The following is a 16,697-nucleotide window of genomic DNA, read 5'->3' as shown; positions in this document are numbered from 1 at the left end:
CCTTGACAAGGCCCGGGGCCTCGCCTAGGCTTAGGGGCAATATGCGGACCTTCGGGCGCCCCTTCGGCTTTTATCCTCCTGCCGGGGGCGCTTTGCGGTCTGCATAGGCTTTGGCCGCAAGTGGGCGCCCCCAAAAGGGGGCGCCCCAGGCTTTTTAGGAGGGGAGCATGCTGATCGTGATGCGGCACGGGCATACGGAGGAGGAGCTTTCCCAGGTGATCCGGGAGATCGAGCAGGTGGGGTACCGCCCCCACCTCTCCCGGGGGGTGGAGACCACCCTGGTGGGGGCCATCGGCCGGGGGCCCACCCCCGAGCTCATGGAGCACTTCCGGGCCCTGCCGGGGGTGGCGGAGGTCATCCCCATCTCCAAGCCCTGGAAGCTGGCAAGCCTCGAGGTCCAGCCCTTCCCCACCGTCCTGGAGTTCCCCACGGGCAAGACGGGGGGCGGGCACGTCCTGGTGGCGGCGGGCCCCTGCGGGGTGGAGTCCAGGGAGCAGACCCTAAAGGCCGCCCGCTACGCCAAGGCCCACGGGGCGGGGATGCTCCGGGGCGGGGCCTTCAAGCCCCGGACGAGCCCCTACGCCTTCCAGGGCCTGGGGGTGGAGGGCCTGAAGATCCTGGCGGAGGCCCGGCGGGAAACGGGCCTCCCCGTGGTCACCGAGGTGCTCTCCCCCGAGCAGGTGGCGCTGGTGGCGGAGTACGCGGACGCCCTCCAGATCGGGGCCCGGAACGCCCAGAACTTCGCCCTCCTCCAGGCGGTGGGGGAGGCGGGCAAGCCCGTCCTCCTCAAGCGGGGAATGAGCATGACCCTGGAAGAGTTCCTGATGAGCGCGGAGTACATCCTCTCCCGGGGGAACATGCGGGTGATCCTGGTGGAAAGGGGGATCCGCACCTTCGAGCGGGCCACCCGCTTCACCCTGGACGTGGCCGCGGTGCCCGTGCTCAAGAGCTGGACCCACCTCCCCGTATGGGTGGACCCCTCCCACCCCGCAGGGCGGCGGGAGTGGGTCATCCCCCTGGCCCTGGCGGGGCTCGCCGCGGGGGCGGACGGCCTCATCGTGGAGACCCATCCCGAGCCGGAAAAGGCCCTCTCCGACGCGGCCCAGCAGCTCCAGGAGGAGGAGTTCGCCGAGCTGATGCGCCGGGTCCGGTCCCTGGTGGGGGCTTTGGGCAAGGCGCTTTCCGCGCCGGCGGCGGTATGAAGCCCCTTTTTGGCAAGGTGGGGATCTTCGGGGTGGGCCTCCTGGGGGGAAGCGTGGCCCTGGGCCTCAAGGAGCGCTTCCTGGCCCAGGAGGTCCACGCCTACGACCAAGACCCCCTGGCCCTGGAAAAGGCCCTCTTCCTGGGGGTGGTGGAGCGGGTGCACGCGGGGCTCGGGCCCTGGGTGGGGGAGCTGGAACTCGGCATCCTGGCAGCCCCCGTGGGGGCGCTACCGGGCCTGGGCCGGGCCCTGGCCCCCCTGGCCCACCCCCAAAGCCTCTGGACGGACGTGGGGAGCGTGAAGGGGGAGGTGGTGGCCGCCCTGGAGGGCCTCTTCCCCCGCTTCCTGGGGGGGCACCCCATGGCGGGGAGCGAGCGGGCGGGGGTGGAAAACGCCCACGCCGGGCTCCTGCAGAACGCCGTCTGGGTTCTCACCCCCACGGAAAGGACGGCCCCTGAGGCCAAGGAGAGGGTGCGCCAGCTGGTGGAGGCCCTGGGGGCCTACCCCCTGGAGATGCCTCCCCTCCTCCACGACCGGCTGGTGGCCCGGGTCTCCCACCTCCCCTACCTCCTGGCCGTGGCCCTGAACCGCATGGTGGCGCGAAGCCCGGAGCGGGACCTCCTGATGTTCCTGGCCGCCGGCGGCTTCCGCGACCTCACCCGGGTGGCCTCGGGCTCCCCCCGGATGAGCCGGGACATGGTGGTGACCAACCGGGAGGCCCTCAGGGAGGCGGTGGAGGAGCTGCGGGGCCTCCTCCTGGAGCTGGAGGAGCTTCTGGAGCAGCCCGAGGCCCTCCTGGAGGCCGCCGAGGAGGCCAAGCGCACCCGGGACGCCCTGCCCATCGTGCGGCGCAGCCTGCTTCCCGAGATGCACGACCTGGTGGTCCAGGTGCCGGACCGCCCCGGGGAGATCGCCCGCGTGGCTACCGCCCTCGGGGAGGCGGGGGTGAACATCAAGGACCTCGAGGTCCTCACCATCCGGGAGGAGGCCGGGGCCCTCCGCCTCTCCTTCGCCACCCGGGAGGAGCGGGAGACCGCCCGGAGGGTCCTGGCCCGGGCGGGCTACCGGCTCCCCTGAGGGGCCCCCCCGGGGCCCGGGTGGCGCTCCACCCGGTCCTTACCCCGGCGCTTGGCCAGGTAGAGGGCCTCGTCGGCCTGGCGGAAGAGGGCCGCCAGGTTCCCTCCGTAGCCCGCCACCCCGAAGCTGGCGGTGACCCCCAGGGCCTTCAACCCCTGGCGGAGCCGGTGGGCCAGGACCTCGGCGCGGTGCGGGTCGGTGGCGGGCAGGAGGAGGGCGAACTCCTCCCCGCCCCAGCGCCCCACCAGATCCCCCCGGCGCACCCGGGCGACCAGGTAGCGGGCCACCTCCCGCAAGAGGCGGTCCCCCTCAGGGTGGCCCTTCTGGTCGTTCACCCGCTTGAAGTCGTCCAGGTCCAGGAGGATCAGGCTGAAAGGCCTCTCCCCCCGCTCCACCCGGGCTACCTCCCGCTCCAGGGCCATCTCCAGGGCCCGGCGGTTGGGCAGGCCCGTAAGGGGGTCGGTGAGGGCCTGCTCCCGCCAGAAGCGCACCTGGCCGGAAAGCTCCCGGAAGCGGGCCAGCAGGACGGTGAGGGCCAAGAGGACGGGCTGGGCCAGGGCCAGGTGGGCCCACAAGGGCCCGGTCTCCCGGCCCAGGGCCGGGGGCAGGAGCACCAGCAGGCCCCCCCAAAGGAGGCCGTGGAAAAGGGCCCAGGGCGGCCCGTAGGCGAAGGCGGCCAGCAGGTACAAGGCAGGGGCCCAGAAGCCCACCCCTACCCAGGCCTCCCCCGAGCGCAGGAGTTCGAAGAGGAAGTAGGCCCCCAGGAGGGGGACGAGGAGGCGGGGAGCCCGCCTGGGGCCCCGGACCAGGGCCAGGAGAAAGAGAAGGGCGAAGGCCAGGTAGGGGAGGCCCGTAAGGCCCTGGGGAGGGAAAAGGCGGACCTGCAGACCCATCCCCAGGAGGAGCCCCACCCAGGCGGCCCAGTAGAGTGCCCGCGCCAAGCCTGCCACGGCTTCAGGCTAGGCCTCTGCCATAAAAAGCCCGTGAAAAGGGAAGGCATCCCGCCCCCAAGGCGGGGGCCCTCAGGGGTCAGGGAGGAGCTTGCCCGGGTTCAAGAGCCCCTGGGGGTCCAGGGCTTCCTTCACCCGGAGAAAGGCCCCCAGGGTTTCGGGATCCACTGCCTCGGCCATGAAGGCACGCTTCATGAGGCCGATGCCGTGCTCCCCGGAAAGCACCCCCCCGTGGCGCAGGGCCACCCGGGCAATCCCGTGGGCCAGCTCCCAAACCTTCGCCTCAGGCTCCACCTTGGGGTCGAAGAGGATGTTGGGGTGCAGGTTCCCGTCCCCGATGTGGCCGAACTGGGCCACGACCAGGCCAAAGGCCCGCCCCAGGGCCTCGATCTCCCCCACCACCCGGGGCAGGGCGGAGCGGGGGACGGCGATGTCCTCGTTCACCCGCTTGGGCCGGATGCGGCCCAAGGCCGGGCTCACCGCCCGCCGGGCCCGCCACAGGGCCTCAGCCTCCTCCCCGCCCGCGGCCCGCTCCACCTGCGCCCCCAAGTCCAGGGCTGTCCTCTCCACCAAGGAGAGCTCCTCCTCCACCAGCTCGGGGTCGTCCCCGTCCGTCTCCGCCAGGAGGAGGGCCCGCCCCCGGGGGAGGCCCATCCCCAGGTAGTCCTCCACCGCCCCCACGCAGACGGGATCCATAAACTCCAGCTTGGCGGGGAGCGCCCCCTGGGCCACGGCCCGGGACACCGCCTCGGCCAGAGGCTCCACCCCGGGGAAGAGGGCCATCAGGGTGGCCCGGTGCCGGGGGAGGGGGAGCAGCCGCACCCTGGCCCCGGTGAGGAGGGCCAGGGTGCCCTCGGAGCCCACGAGGAGGCCCGGCAGGTCGTAGGCCTCTCGGGAGAGGCGGTGAGCCTCCCCGAAGGCGTCCACGAACTCCAGCTCCAGGAGGTAGTCCCCCGTGACCCCGTACTTGAAGCACAGGGGCCCCCCGGCGTTCTCCCCCAGGTTCCCCCCCAGGGTGCTGGTGCGCCAGGAGGCGGGATCCGGAGGGTAAAAGAGCCCGTAAGGCCTGGCCTCCTCCGAGATGCGGGCCGTGGGAACCCCCGCCTCGGCGAAGGCCGCCTGGGCCTCGGGGTAGACCTCCAGACGGAGCATGCGGGTGAAGGCCACCACCAGGCTGCCCTCCTCGGGCACCGCGCCCCCCGAGAGGCCGCTCCCCGCCCCCCGGGGCACCAGGGGGAAGCCATAGCGGCGGGCGAGGCGCACCAGGGCCTGCACCTCCTCAAGGCTCTCCGGGAGGACCACCGCCAGGGGCTCAGACCCCACCAGGATGGCGTCGTAACGGTAGACCCCCTTTTCCGGCCCCAGGAGGGCCCGGGGACCGAAGAGGGCCTTGAGCTCCCTTTGCACCGCCTCGAGGACCCCCATGCCTTAAGGCTACCAGAGGGGGTCGCAGGCGGAGGAAGCGTCAGGGCGGACGGGATTTCGGGCAGGGACAAAGGGCCCCGCCACCCCCCCGGTGAAGCCCCTAAGCCAAAGCCTGCGCTCCGGCAGGGGCTCCACCACGATCCCCTGGGGCAGGACTTCCCCCTGGCTCTGGGGGGTGGTGAGGGAAACCGCCCGGATCTCCCCGGAGGGGGTAACCTGGAGCCAACCCCGCAAGGAACCTCCCCGGATAGGACCCCAGAGGGCATACCTCTCTCCGGGCCGGGCGTCCTGGGGACGCTGCCCCTCGGCAAGCCAGTAAAGCTCCAAGCGGTCCAGGCTCCCTTCCAGGAGGAAGCGGAAGTCCACCCGGGTGTCCCCGTAGGTGCAGTAGGTCCTCTGGGTCTCCAGCCCCGAGATGCGGTGGCCGGGGTAGACTAGCTCCAGGGTCAGGGTGCAGGCGGGGAGTAGGGCCAGGAGGGGGAAGAGCAGGAGCCGGGCCATGCCCCCATCCTCCTCGCGGGAACCCCGCAAGGGGCTTGGCCCCGGCTAAAGACCCCTTTAGACTCCAGGGCATGGCCTACTGGCTCCTCAAGTCCGAGCCCGAGGTGTACAGCATCCTGGACCTCAAACGGGAGGGAAGGGCCATCTGGGACGGGGTGCGGAACTACCAGGCCCGCAACTACCTGATGCAGATGCAACAAGGGGACCTCTGCTTCTTCTACCACTCGGGCGCCAACCCTCCGGGGATCGCCGGGCTCTGCCGGGTGAAGGGGACCCTTCTCCCCGACCCCACCCAGTTTGACCCCCATAGCCCCTACTTCGACCCCAAGGCCACGCGGGAAAGGCCCCGCTGGTACACGGTGGAGGTGGAGTACCTGGAGGCGTGGCCCCTGGTGCCCCTCGCCGAACTCAAGGCCTGCTTCCCCCAGGACCACCCCCTGGTGAAAAGGGGGAACCGGCTCTCCGTGATGCCGGTTCCCCCGGAGGTAGCGGAGAGGCTCATTGCACGGAGAGGGTGCCGATGATGCGGAAGAGGGGCAGGAACATCCCCGCCACGATCATCCCCACGATCACCCCCAGGAAGATGATCATGAGGGGCTCGATGGCCGCGGTGAGGCTGGCCACCGCCTCGTCCACCTCCCGCTCGTAGAAGTCGGCGATCTTGGAGAGCATGGTGTCCAAAGCCCCCGTCTCCTCCCCGATGGCCACCATGGAGCTCACCATGGGCGGGAAGACGAAGGGGTGCTGGGCCAGGGTGAGGTTCAGGGGGTCGCCCTGCTGGATCCGCAGCTTGGCCGCCTCCACGATCTCCTCCACCACGCTGTTGCCCGCGGTGCCCTTGGTGATGTCCAAGGACTCCACGATGTTCACCCCGCTCTGGAGGAGGAGAGCCAGGGTGCGGGAGAAGCGGGCCACGGCGGTCTTGCGGTTCAGGTTGCCGAAGACGGGGATGCGCAGCTTGATCCGGTCGATGGCCTTCCGGCCCTGGGGGGTGCCGTAGTACCAGCGGTAGGCGAAGACGAGGACCACGAGCAGGAGAAGGAGGGGCAGGGTGGCGGCCCGCAGGAGGTCGGAAACCGCGATGAGGAAACGGGTGAGGAGGGGAAGCTCCGAGCCCAGGTCGGTGAGAATCTGGGCGAACTGGGGCACGATGCCGGTGAGGAGGAAGTAGGCCACGCCCACGGCGAAGATGAATACGATCACGGGATAGGTCATGGCGCTGCGGATCTTGCCCCTCAGCTCCAGCTCCTTCTCCAGGAAGGCGGCCAGGCGGTCCAGGATCACGTCCAGCCCCCCCGAGGTCTCCCCCGCCCGCACCAGGTTCACGTAGAGCCGGGAGAAAAACTTGTGCTTGGCGAGGGCTTCGGAGAAGGCCATCCCCCCCTCGATGTCCGTACGCACCTGCTTGAGGATCTCCCGGAACTTCCTGTTTTCCGTCTGCCGCTCCAGGATGGCCAGGGACTGGAGGAGGGTGAGCCCGGCCCCCAGCATGGTGGCCAGCTGCCGGGAGAAGATGGCCAGGTCCTTGAGTCCCGGGCCCCGCTCCAGGGCGGGGATCCGGACCTCGGCCTGAAGACCCTTCCCCGGCTCCTTGATCTCGGCCACAAAAAGCCCGCGGTCTCGGAGGAGCCTGGCGGCGGTGCGCAGGTCCTCGGCCTCGATGGTGGCCTCCACCAGGCGGCCCTGCCGGTCCCGGGCCTTATACTGGTAGACTGGCATGGCCGAAGTATACCAGAAGGAGCTCGCCGAGGCGGTGGCGGTCCTGCAAAGGGGCGGTCTGGTGGCCTTCCCCACGGACACCGTCTGGGGGGTGCTGGCCCGTATGGAGGACGAGGCCGCCTGCCGCCGGATCTACGCCCTGAAGGGGCGGGAGGAGAAAAAGCCCCTCCAGGTGCTGGTGGCGGACCTAGAAGCCGCCTTGAGGCTTGCGGAACTGGGTCCCTTGGAGGAGAGGTTTTTGCGCCTGGCCCAGGCCTTCTGGCCCGGGGGGCTCACCGTGGTGGTGCCGGGAAAGGGGATTCCCCTCTGGATCAGCCCGGACGGCTCCGTGGGCCTCAGGATGCCCGCCCACGAGGCTCTGCGGGAGTTTCTCCGGCGGGTGGGGGGGCACGCGGCGGCCACGAGCCTCAACCGGAGCGGCGAGCCCCCGGTGCGCAGCGAGGCCGAGGCCCGGGGCTTCGCCGTGGACTACGTCTTCCCCGGAGAGGCAGGAGGCCTCGCCTCCAGCGTGGTGGACCTGCGCACCGGGGAGGTGCTCCGGGAAGGGGCTATCCCCCGGGAAGCCCTCCTGCCCTACCTGCGGGATGCCTGACCTCAAGGGGGAGCTCCTGGCCGTCCTCTTCGCCGCGGGGAGGCCCGTGGGCCTGAGGGAGCTGCGGGCCCTGGGCCACCCGGAGGAGGCCTTGCTGCGGGCCCTCGCCGCCTTGGCCGAGGACCTCGAGGCGGGGCACCTGGGGGTGGCCCTAGAGCGGGTGGCCGGAGGATGGCGGCTCGTGGTGCACGAGCAGGCCCTCCCGGCGGTGGAACGGGTGCTGAAGCCCTCCCCGCCCCGCCTGTCCAAGGCCGCCCTGGAGGTTCTGGCCCTCATCGCCTACCACCAGCCCGTGGCCCGGGGGGAGCTGGAGGCCATGCGGGGGAAGAGCGTGGAGGGTGTCCTGGAAAGCCTTTTGGAACGAGGCCTCATCCGGGTGGTGGGGGAGAAGGAGGCCCCGGGACGGCCCAGGCTCTACGGCACCACCGAGCGCTTCCTGGAGGTCTTCGGCCTGGAGAGCCTAAAGGACCTCCCGCCCCTCGAGGGCGGCCCACCCCTCCTCCTCCGGGGCTAGGACCCCGTGGGCGGGGATGGGGAGGGGAGTAAAGAGCTCGTTTTGCCGCACGAAGGCCAGGAGGAAGCGCGATAGGAGCCGCATCTGGCTGCGGTGGGCCCGGATGGCCTTCTCTTTGAAGCGCACCTCCTCCTCGGTGAGGGGAAAGCGGCGCCAGAAGAGGCCCCGGCCCCTAGGGGGCGGGTAGAGGGGCAGGCGGGGATGGAGGCCCTTGGGCAGGGGGTACTGGTACCCCCCGTGGACCAGGTAGTACTCCAGATGCCGCTCCATCCCCAAGGCCGCCGCCGCCCGCATGCCGAAGTAGGCGGTGGCCTGGTGGTCCCGGTGGGCGTCCAGGGGGCTCGGCAGGAGGATGCGGGTGGGCCTGAGGTCCCTCAGGAGCTCCACCAAGGCGGTCTCCAGGGCCTTCCCCGTGTAGGGGAGCCCCGGGCGGTAGCACCCGGGGTAGGCCACCCCCCGCAGGCCCGTGTGGGGGCTCTCGTAGGGGAGGTAGTAGTGGGCGGTGAAGAGCTGGAAGAGCCCCTGGTCGGGGAAGCCCAGGAACAGGGCGCTTTCCCGGGAAAGGCCCAGGGCCTCCAGGCCCCGCCAGGCCTCCACCATGCGCCTCAAGGCCAGGCGGCGCAGGGCTTCTTGGGAGGAAAGGGGACCTCCTGCTGCCAGGTCAAAGGCGTCCCCGGAGGTGAGGTAGACCACGCTCACCCGCCCCCCCGCCAGGAGGGTGCGGCGCATGCGGCCCGCGGCCGCCAGCACCTCGTCGTCGGGGTGGGGGGCCAGAACCAAAAGGTGCTCCCCCGGCGCAGGCTCCTCGGCGGGGGGCAGGCGGCGCACCCGCAAGGAGGTGGCCAGGGCGTGGTAGTAGGCAAAGACGAAGCGCCCGTTGATGAAAGCCCAGACCGCCAGGGCCGCGAGGAGGAGGGCCACCCGTTCGGCCCAGAGGAGGCCGAGCCAAAGCCTCAGGGCCTCGGCCAAGAAGGCGTAGAGGAGGAGGAGCAAGAGCAGCCACTGCCACGGGGCCAGGCGGCGCACGGGGGCATTTTACCCCCGGCCGGAGGAGGGTCCTTGGCCGCTACCGCGGCGAGGGATACCTTCCCTGGCAGGGGGCGGGAAAGGGCCCTTAGACTGGTCCCATGGCCTGCCTGCGCCCCGCCCGGGAGGACGACCTTCCCGCCATCAGCAGGCTTTCCCACGGAAGCCTCCTCCTGGGCCGGGAAGGGCAGGGGGTCTTCCCCAGCCAGAGGCTCTGGGAAGAGCTCTTCGTGGCCCCCTACCTCCGGCGAGGATGCTGCAACCTGGTGGTCGAGGAGGAAGGGGCGATCCTGGGCTACATCCTGGGGGCCTGTTCCGAACTGGCCCTGGCCCTCTACCTGGTCCCCCGCCTGCCCCTACTCCTCCTCGGCCTCCTCCTGGGGCGCTACGGCCCGCCCCTCCCCCACCTGCGCTACCTCCTCCGCCTCCTCCTCTACCCGGGGCCCAAGGCCCCCAAGGGGCGCTACCCCGCCCACCTGCACATCGCGGTGAGCCCCGAGGCTCAGGGCCGAGGGGTAGGAAAGGCCCTCCTCGGGGCCTTTCTGGACTGCCTGGGCCACAAAGGGGTGCGGGGGGTGCAGCTCTCCACCACCCGGGCCAACGCCGCCGCCCGCAGGCTTTACCGGTCCCTGGGCTTCCGGCTTTACGCCAAGCGGGCCAGCCCCTTCTGGGCCCCCTACCACGGCCATCCTGTGATCCACGAGGTCTGGGTGAAGGAGCTCTAGGGGGAGCCATAATGGAGGGGTGCTGCCCGAGGCCCTGAGGGGATGGGGGAGCTACCGGGAGTGGCTGGAGGCCGACCCCGAGTTCCGGGGCCGGGTGGCCTTCGCCCGGATCCTGCCCGCAAAACCCCCCCGGAGCGCCCCCTACCGGGGAGCCTTCGCTGGGGTGCTGAAGGCCCTGGGCCTTGTGCCCTTCGCCCACCAGAAGGAGGCCCTCCTCCGGGTGGAGGAAGGGGAAAACGTGGTCATGGCCTACTCCACCGCCGCCGGCAAAAGCCTGGTCTTCCAAGCCCCGGTGCTCAAGGCCGCCCTGGAAGGGGGCACGAGCCTCCTCCTCTTCCCCACCAAGGCCCTGGCCCACGACCAGCTGAAGCGCCTGAGGGCCATGGCCGAGGCCTTGGGGCTGAGGGGGGTCTACCCCTACGACGGGGATACGGGAGGCCACCTGAGGCGGAAAGCCCGGGAGGAGGGCCTCGTCCTCCTCTCCAACCCCGACATGCTCCACCATGGCCTCCTGCCCCGCCACGGCCCGTGGGCTCCCTTCCTCTCCCGCCTCCGCTACCTGGTCCTGGACGAACTCCACGCCTACCGGGGGGTCTTCGGCACCCACGTGGCCCTGGTCCTCTTCCGCCTCCTGCGGCTGGCCCGGCACTACGGGGCCAGCCCCCAGGTGATCGCGGCCAGCGCCACCATAGGAAACGCCAAGGAGCACGCGGAGAACCTCACCGGCCTCCCCTTCGTGGAGCTCAGGGAGGAGGTTGCCCGCTCGGAAAGGGAGCTCCTGGTCCTTCTCCCCAAGGCGCTGGACCGCAAGGGGGAAAGGCGCCGGAGCCCTCTTCTGGAAGCCGCCTACTTGGCCCGGAGCCTGGCGGAAGGGGGCCTCCGGGCCATCGTCTTCGCCGGTGCCAGGAAGAGCGCCGAGCTCATCGCCCGCTACGCCGCCCACCCCGTGGTGCGCCCCTACCGGGCGGGCTACACCGCCCGGGAAAGGCGCCGCCTGGAGGAGGCCTTGAAGCAGGGGGAGGTGCGGGTCCTGGTCTCCACCAGCGCCCTGGAGCTGGGGGTGGACATCGGGGAACTGGACGCCGTGGTCCTGGTGGGCTACCCGGGCTCGGTCTCCGCCTTTTGGCAGCGGGCGGGAAGGGCGGGCCGGGGGGAAAGGCGGGCCCTGGTGGTCTTCATCCCCCGGGAAGACCCCCTGGACGAGTACTTTCTCCAGCGCCCCGAACTCCTCTTGCAAAGCCCCCCGGAGCACGCGGTGGCCGATCCCCAAAACCCCGTCCTCTGCCCCCTGCACCTGCACGCCGCCGCCTGGGAGAAGCCCCTGACCAAGGAGGAGGTGCTCTGCCTCGAGGCTTTGGGGGAACTCCGGGAGCGGAACGGGCTCTACCATACCCCCAGGCGCCACCCCCACCGGGACCTTTCCCTAAGGGGCTTGGGGTCCACCTTCACCCTGCGGGGCCCCGAAGGGGAGGTTCTGGGCCACCTGGACGAGCGCCAGGCCTACTGGGAGGCGCACCCGGGGGCGGTCTACCTCCACGGGGGGGAGGGCTACCTGGTGCGGAACATCGACCGGGAGAGGCGGGAGGTGTGGCTCCTCCCCGCCTTGGAGGACTACTACACCGAGCCTCGGGCGGAAACGGACCTGGAGGTGTCGGAGGGGGAACCCCTGGGCCATGGGGTTTGGGTGGGCAAGGTGGTGCTGCGGGAGCGGGTGGTGGCCTACGTGAAGAAGCGCTTCTTCACGGGAAGCGTCCTGGAGGAAGTGCCCCTTTCCCTCCCCGAGATCAGCTTCCCCACCGAGGCCCTCTGGTTCCACCCCCCCGAGGCAGTGCCCCCCCACCAGATCCCCGGGGGCATCCACGCCCTGGAACACACCCTGATCGGGCTCCTGCCCCTCTTCGTCCTGGCGGAGCGGCAGGACATCGGCGGGCTCTCCTACCCCTTTTACCCCCGGCCCCTGCCCTCGGGAGGGGGCCCCACGGTCTTCATCTACGACGGCTACCCCGGGGGGGTAGGCTACGCCCGGACCGCCGCCCGGCGCTTCCCCGAGTGGGTGCGGGCGGCCCTGGAGCTCCTGAAGCGCTGCCCCTGCGGGGAGGGTTGCCCCCGCTGCGTCCTCTCCCCCAAGTGCGGCAACGGCAATCAGTACCTGGACAAGAAGGCGGCCCTTATGCTGGCCGCGGGCCTGGCCTTCTCCCTCCCCCGGCGGACGGTGCATTAGACTCCCCTCATGAGCCCTAGGGGCCCCGCCATCGAGGAAAGTCCGGAGAGCTTCTTTGCCCGCTTTCAGGAGCACGCCCTCGTGGCCCACCTCTTCCCGGAACCCTGGGGGAGCCCCCTCCTGGAGGTGCTGGCCGAGGGGCACCTGGTCTACGCCTTTGACCGGGGAGCCCCCCCGGCCCCTACGGGGAAGCAGCCGGTCCTCCTCCACGGGGTGGTGCGGGAGGCCCGGCCCCTGGAGCGGGAGCCTTTCCTGGAGCGGGAGGGTGCCGCCTACCGCCTGGGGGGGCGGGCCGTCTTCCTGGGGGAAGGGTTTTACCTGCTCCAAGGCCCCTTGCGGGTGGTGCTTCACGCCGAGGTGCCCCTGCCGGAAAGCGCCGAGGTCCTCCTCTGGCCTCCCCTCATGCTCTTCCGGGAGTGAGATGCGCTGCGAGTGCGGAGAGAAGAACCCCCCGGAGGCCCGCTTCTGCATGGCCTGCGGCCGGGCCCTGGGGGCGCTTTTGTCCGAAGAGCGGCGCTTCGTCAGCGTGGTCTTCTTCGACCTGGTGAATTCCACCCAGGGCTTCGCCCAGGACCTCCACACCGCCTACCACCGCCTGCAGGAGACCCTGGAGGGAGCGGCCCGGGCGGCCCGGGCCCGGGGAGGGTTCGTCCACCGCTTCCTGGGGGACGGGATCCTGGTGCTTTTTGGCGCTCCCCGGGCCCGGGGCAAGGAGCCCTGGCGGGCCCTCGAGGCGGCCCTGGCGATGGTAGGGACCTCCCCCCTCCCCGCCCGGGCCGGGGTGGCCAGCGGGGAGGTGCTCTGGGCCCCTCTGGGGGATGGCCAGGCGGGGGAACCCACCGCCGTGGGACCGCCGGTGATCCTGGCCGAGCGGCTTTCCAAGCAGGCGGAAGGCGGCCAGGTGCTCACCGAGCCCGCGACCCTGGCCCTGGCCCCCGGGGTGCGGGCGCGGGGCTTGGGCGCCAGGGAGGCCAAGGGTCTGGGGGAGGTGGAAGCCTTCCAGGTGGAGGCCGTGGCCGTGGACCTGGGTCCGGAAGGAGAGCGGCTTTTGCGCCTCCTCCAGCGCACCTTCCTCCGCGCCCCCGCCCGGCTGAACCTGGTGGGCCCCCCGGGAAGCGGGAAGAGCCTTCTCCTGGAGCAGTTTCTGGCCTCGTACCCGCACCCCGCGGTGGTCCTGGAACGCATGGGCCCGGAAACCCCCCTGCGCTCCACCCTCCGCCAGGCGGTGGAACGGACCTTCGGTCAGGCGGAGGCTTTGCTGGCGCAGGCCCAGCTTCCCCAGGAGCTCGCCCTGGCCTGGCGCTACAGCCTGGGCCTGACCCCCCGGCCCCCTTGGGACCGGGAGGCTTTGGCGGAGGCCATCCTCGAGGCCTGGCGCCAGGTGCTGCTGGCCCTGCCCGAGCCCCTTCTCCTGGTGCTCAAAGACCTCCATGCCCCCGACCCCACCCTGGCCCGGCTCCTGCAGCACCCCTTCCCCCATCTCCTGGTCCTGGCGGAAAGCCGCAAGCCCCTCTTCGCGCCCACCCTGGAAGTGCGGGGCCTGAAGGCTCCTCCCCTGCCCTCCCTGCAGCCCGCCCTGGACGCCCTGCCCCTGGCCGAGCGCCAAGCCCTCCTGGCCCTGGGCCTCCTGGAGGAGGCCCCGGCGGAACTCCTCCGCCAGCTGGTGGGCCCCTTCTCCCTGGAACGCCTGGAGCGGGAGGGGCTGGTGGAGGGGGGAAGGCCCGTGCCCGAGGTGGCGCTGGCGGCGCAGGCCATGGTCCCCGAGGCCCAGGCCCAAGCCTGGCACCGCGAGGCGGCCCGCTTTTACCGGGAGGCCCAGCGCCCCCTGGCCATGGCCCGGCACCTGCGGCAGGGAGGGCTGGGCCGGGAAGCCGCCCAGGCCCTGCGCATCCTGGCGCAGCGGGCCTGGCGGGAGGGGCGGCCCGAGGAGGCCATCCCCCTGTACGGGGAAGCCCTGGAGGCCGCTCCCGCGGGCTGGCGCCAGGCCCTTTCCCTGGAGCTCCAGGACGCCAAGGCCTCCCTGGGCCAGGCGGAGGAGGCCCGGGAGGGCCCTCGAGCCCAGGACCCCGTGCTCCAGGCCCTGAAGCAGATCCAAGACCCCCTGGCCCTCCTCCCCCTCCTGTCCGGGCTCAAGCCCTACCCCCTGGAGGAGGCCCAGGCCCGCTTGCTGGCGGCCGGGGCCCTGTGGCGGACCTTCCAGCCCCGGCTGGCCCTGGAGGTCCTCACCCCACCCCACCCCCTGGTGCCCCCCGCCCTCCAGCTCCACCACCGCAGCCTGAGGGCGGGCCTCCTCATGGACCTGGGGCGGTATGGGGAAGCGAAGGCCCTTCTCGGCCCCCCGGAGGGAGGAAGTCTGGGGCTGGAAGGGGTGGACCTCGAGGCCCGCGTGCGCTTCCACGCCACCCGCCTCCGGTTCCTCCTGGAGGTAGGGCGCCTGGAGCGGGCGGTGGCGGAAGGGGAGGCCATCCACCGCGAGGTGCCCCACCCCTGGCTGGCCGCCGCCCTCCTCAGCACCTGGATCCTCAAAGGACGCTTCCGCGAGGACCTCTTCTTGGAAGCCCTGCAACACCCCGACGGCAAGGGCCTGGCGGTCTTGGCCCTGGCCCACCACCGCTGGCGGAGGGGCCAAGACCCCACCCCCCTCCTCAAGGAGGCCCTCAAGGAGGGGCGGCGCCTGGCCAACCCCTACGTCTACCACCTGGCCCTCACCTCCCTGGCCCTCCACCTCTGGCCCCGCTCCCCCAGGAAGGCCCAGACCCTCTCCCAGCACCTCCTCTACCAGACCCACCGCACGGGCTTCGCCGTGCACCAGGAGGTGGCGAGGCTTCTAAGGGCCCAGCTCCTCCTGGAGGAGGGGGAAAGGGTGGAGCACCTCCTGGGTTTCACCCCCTCCGTGCCCCTGACCCGGGCCTGGCAGGCGGTCTTGGCCGGGGAACAACCCCAAGAGGACCTCCGCGGGTACGGTATCCTGGGAAGGTGGGTACGGGAGCTTTGGCGTAAGCGGGGGGCAGGATGGACACGGCTCAGGCGGTAGAGGCCATCAAGCGCCGCCTCTCCTTGAGGGAGGTGGTTTCCCGTTACGTGGCCTTGAAGCCCGCAGGCCGGGGCCGCTTTAGGGGCCTCTGCCCCTTCCACCAGGAGAAGACCCCCTCCTTCTACGTGGACGAGGAGAAGGGTCTTTTCCACTGCTTCGGCTGCAAGGCAGGGGGCGACCTCTTCGCCTTCGTGGAGAAAATAGAGGGCCTGGACTTCCTGGGGGCGCTGGAGCGCCTGGCAGAGGAGGCCGGGGTGGAGATCCCCCAAAGGGGCGCCCCGCAAAACCGCCGGGAGCTTTTGGAGGTCCTGAGGCTCGCCCAGGCTTACTTCCTGGAGGGGCTTAAGGCCTCCCCGGAGGCCCAGGCCTACCTGAGGGGACGGGGCCTTTCGGAGGAGAGCCTGGCCCGCTTCGGCCTGGGCTACGCCCCCCCCAAGGCGGAGGGCCTCCTCCTCTACCTGAGCCGCCACGGGGTGAGCCCGGAAGAAGGGCTGAAGGCCGGAGTGCTGGCGGAGAAAGACGGGCGCTTCTACGACCGCTTCCGCCAGCGCATCACCTTCCCCATCAAGGACCCCCTGGGGCGGATCGTGGCCTTCACGGGCAGGGCCCTGGGGGACGAGGCCCCCAAGTACCTGAACTCCCCGGAAACCCCCCTCTTCCGCAAGCGGGAGGTGCTCTTCGCCTACCCCGAGGCCAAGCCCAGGCTCCGGGAAGGGCGGGCCATCGTGGTGGAGGGGCTTTTTGACGCTATCGCCCTGCACCAGATGGGCTTTGCCGAGGCGGTGGCCGTCCTGGGCTCGGGGCTTTCCGAGGAGCAGGCCCGCCTCCTCAAGGGCCAGGAGGTGCGGGAGGTGTACCTGGCCTTTGACGCGGACGAGGCCGGGCAGAAAGCCGCCCTCCAGAGCCTGGACCTGGCCCTGGCCCGGCAGTTTCTCTTTTACGCGGTGCGGCTTCCCGCCAAGGACCCAGGCGAGCTCCTCCTCCACCCGGAAGGCCCCGCCCTCTTCCAAAAGGCCCTGGAGGAGGCCCTCCCCGAGGTGGCCTTCCGCTTCCAGGAGGCCGCCCGGGGCCTGGACCTCTCCCGCCCGGAGCACAAGCGCAAGGTGCTGGAGGCCCTCACCCCCAGGATGCTCTCCTCCGAGCCCTTCGACCCCGTGGCCGAGCGGCTCAAGGCCCTGGTGGTGGAACGCCTGGGCCTCCCCCCACGCCAGCTGGAGGAGTACCTCCTGAGCCGTAGGCGGGGCAAGGTCCCCCCTCCTCCCCCACCCAGGGCCGAGCCCAAAAACCGGACCCTCCTTCTGGAGCTGGACGTGATCGCCCTCCTCCTCACCCTGGACGAGGCCCGCTTCGTCCCTTGGATAGCCTACGTGGCCGACCACGTCTGGCCCCCAGAGGGCTCCCTCCTTGCGGAGTTCCTGGACCTGGCCCGCAAGGAACCCCGGCGGGACCACCTGCGCCAAGTCCTGAGCCGCAAGAAGGCGGGGGGTATCCTCTTTGAGCGGCTGATGATGGCCCCCAGCGTGGAAGAGCCCCGGCTTCAGGAGGTCCTAGAGAAGACCCTGGCCCGCCTGCGGGAGGCCTACTACCTGGAGCGGCGGTCCAAGCTCAAGGAGGCTCTGCAGCAAAACCCCAGCCTGGACATCCTGCGGGAAATCCAGGAGCTGGATCAGGCCATCGAGGCGGAAAGGCGCATCTACCGCAGGCTCTAGGGG

At 71.2% G+C, this 16,697-nt stretch carries 15 protein-coding genes; 10 read left to right on the top strand and 5 right to left on the bottom strand.

From position 1 onward, the window contains the following. Nucleotides 1-167: 167 nt before the first annotated feature. Nucleotides 168-1,202, top strand: a complete 1,035-nt coding sequence (aroF, locus tag ETP66_RS02210) for a 3-deoxy-7-phosphoheptulonate synthase (protein ID WP_130840200.1) — start codon at nucleotides 168-170, stop codon at nucleotides 1,200-1,202. Further along, nucleotides 1,199-2,278 carry a prephenate dehydrogenase/arogenate dehydrogenase family protein gene (locus ETP66_RS02205; protein WP_130840199.1) on the top strand — a complete coding sequence of 360 codons (1,080 nt, stop codon included), beginning with the start codon at nucleotides 1,199-1,201 and terminating at the stop codon, nucleotides 2,276-2,278. The genes aroF and ETP66_RS02205 overlap by 4 nt, the downstream gene beginning before the upstream one ends. On the opposite strand, the gene ETP66_RS02200 is transcribed toward ETP66_RS02205, so the two are convergent. From ETP66_RS02200 to ETP66_RS02190, 3 genes are all read right to left on the bottom strand, one after another. Further along, nucleotides 2,263-3,228 (bottom strand): GGDEF domain-containing protein, encoded by a 966-nt coding sequence (locus ETP66_RS02200; RefSeq protein ID WP_236630073.1) that lies wholly within the window; start codon nucleotides 3,226-3,228, stop codon nucleotides 2,263-2,265. The two genes, ETP66_RS02205 and ETP66_RS02200, sit on opposite strands and share 16 nt — an antisense overlap. Before the next feature lie 72 nt (nucleotides 3,229-3,300). Next, nucleotides 3,301-4,653: an FAD-binding oxidoreductase gene (locus ETP66_RS02195; protein ID WP_130840197.1), complete on the bottom strand. Its 1,353-nt coding sequence runs from the start codon at nucleotides 4,651-4,653 to the stop codon at nucleotides 3,301-3,303. A 9-nt stretch (nucleotides 4,654-4,662) separates the two neighbouring features. Further along, nucleotides 4,663-5,154 carry a hypothetical protein gene (locus tag ETP66_RS02190; protein WP_130840195.1) on the bottom strand — a complete coding sequence of 164 codons (492 nt, stop codon included), beginning with the start codon at nucleotides 5,152-5,154 and terminating at the stop codon, nucleotides 4,663-4,665. A gap of 71 nt (nucleotides 5,155-5,225) precedes the next feature. Between ETP66_RS02190 and ETP66_RS02185 the strand changes: the two genes are divergently transcribed. Further along, nucleotides 5,226-5,678, top strand: coding sequence for an EVE domain-containing protein (locus ETP66_RS02185; RefSeq protein WP_130840193.1), 453 nt, complete (start codon nucleotides 5,226-5,228; stop codon nucleotides 5,676-5,678). Here the strand turns inward: ETP66_RS02185 and pilC are convergent. Then, a complete protein-coding gene (pilC, locus tag ETP66_RS02180) occupies nucleotides 5,653-6,873 on the bottom strand; it encodes a type IV pilus assembly protein PilC (RefSeq protein ID WP_130840191.1) in 1,221 nt (406 codons plus the stop codon). The genes ETP66_RS02185 and pilC overlap by 26 nt on opposite strands. On the opposite strand from pilC, the gene ETP66_RS02175 reads away from it, so the two are divergent. Continuing rightward, nucleotides 6,872-7,465, top strand: coding sequence for an L-threonylcarbamoyladenylate synthase (locus ETP66_RS02175; protein ID WP_130840189.1), 594 nt, complete (start codon nucleotides 6,872-6,874; stop codon nucleotides 7,463-7,465). The genes pilC and ETP66_RS02175 overlap by 2 nt on opposite strands. Beyond that, on the top strand, nucleotides 7,458-7,979 hold the full coding sequence (scpB, locus tag ETP66_RS02170; RefSeq protein WP_130840187.1) for an SMC-Scp complex subunit ScpB: 522 nt from the start codon (nucleotides 7,458-7,460) through the stop codon (nucleotides 7,977-7,979). Before ETP66_RS02175 ends, scpB begins: the two co-directional genes overlap by 8 nt. On the opposite strand, the gene ETP66_RS02165 is transcribed toward scpB, so the two are convergent. Beyond that, a complete protein-coding gene (locus ETP66_RS02165; RefSeq protein ID WP_130840186.1) occupies nucleotides 7,926-9,005 on the bottom strand; it encodes a PIG-L deacetylase family protein in 1,080 nt (359 codons plus the stop codon). The two genes, scpB and ETP66_RS02165, sit on opposite strands and share 54 nt — an antisense overlap. Before the next feature lie 101 nt (nucleotides 9,006-9,106). On the opposite strand from ETP66_RS02165, the gene ETP66_RS02160 reads away from it, so the two are divergent. The 5 genes from ETP66_RS02160 to dnaG are packed head-to-tail and all read left to right on the top strand — an operon-like array spanning nucleotide 9,107 to nucleotide 16,694. After that, a complete protein-coding gene (locus ETP66_RS02160; protein ID WP_130840184.1) occupies nucleotides 9,107-9,730 on the top strand; it encodes a GNAT family N-acetyltransferase in 624 nt (207 codons plus the stop codon). A 19-nt stretch (nucleotides 9,731-9,749) separates the two neighbouring features. Beyond that, entirely contained in the window at nucleotides 9,750-11,951 is a 2,202-nt protein-coding gene (locus ETP66_RS02155) for a DEAD/DEAH box helicase (RefSeq protein ID WP_130840182.1), read from the top strand. A 9-nt stretch (nucleotides 11,952-11,960) separates the two neighbouring features. Beyond that, on the top strand, nucleotides 11,961-12,371 hold the full coding sequence (locus tag ETP66_RS02150; RefSeq protein WP_130840180.1) for a hypothetical protein: 411 nt from the start codon (nucleotides 11,961-11,963) through the stop codon (nucleotides 12,369-12,371). Between the two features lies 1 nt (nucleotide 12,372). After that, nucleotides 12,373-14,985, top strand: coding sequence for an AAA family ATPase (locus tag ETP66_RS02145; RefSeq protein ID WP_130840178.1), 2,613 nt, complete (start codon nucleotides 12,373-12,375; stop codon nucleotides 14,983-14,985). Continuing rightward, entirely contained in the window at nucleotides 14,964-16,694 is a 1,731-nt protein-coding gene (gene dnaG, locus ETP66_RS02140) for a DNA primase (protein WP_130840176.1), read from the top strand. Before ETP66_RS02145 ends, dnaG begins: the two co-directional genes overlap by 22 nt. Nucleotides 16,695-16,697: the final 3 nt, after the last annotated feature.

This window comes from Thermus thermamylovorans, from assembly GCF_004307015.1.
Lineage (GTDB): Bacteria > Deinococcota > Deinococci > Deinococcales > Thermaceae > Thermus > Thermus thermamylovorans.
Note: the sequence above shows the minus strand (reverse complement) of the source record. Positions and strands in the feature narration are given on the sequence as shown.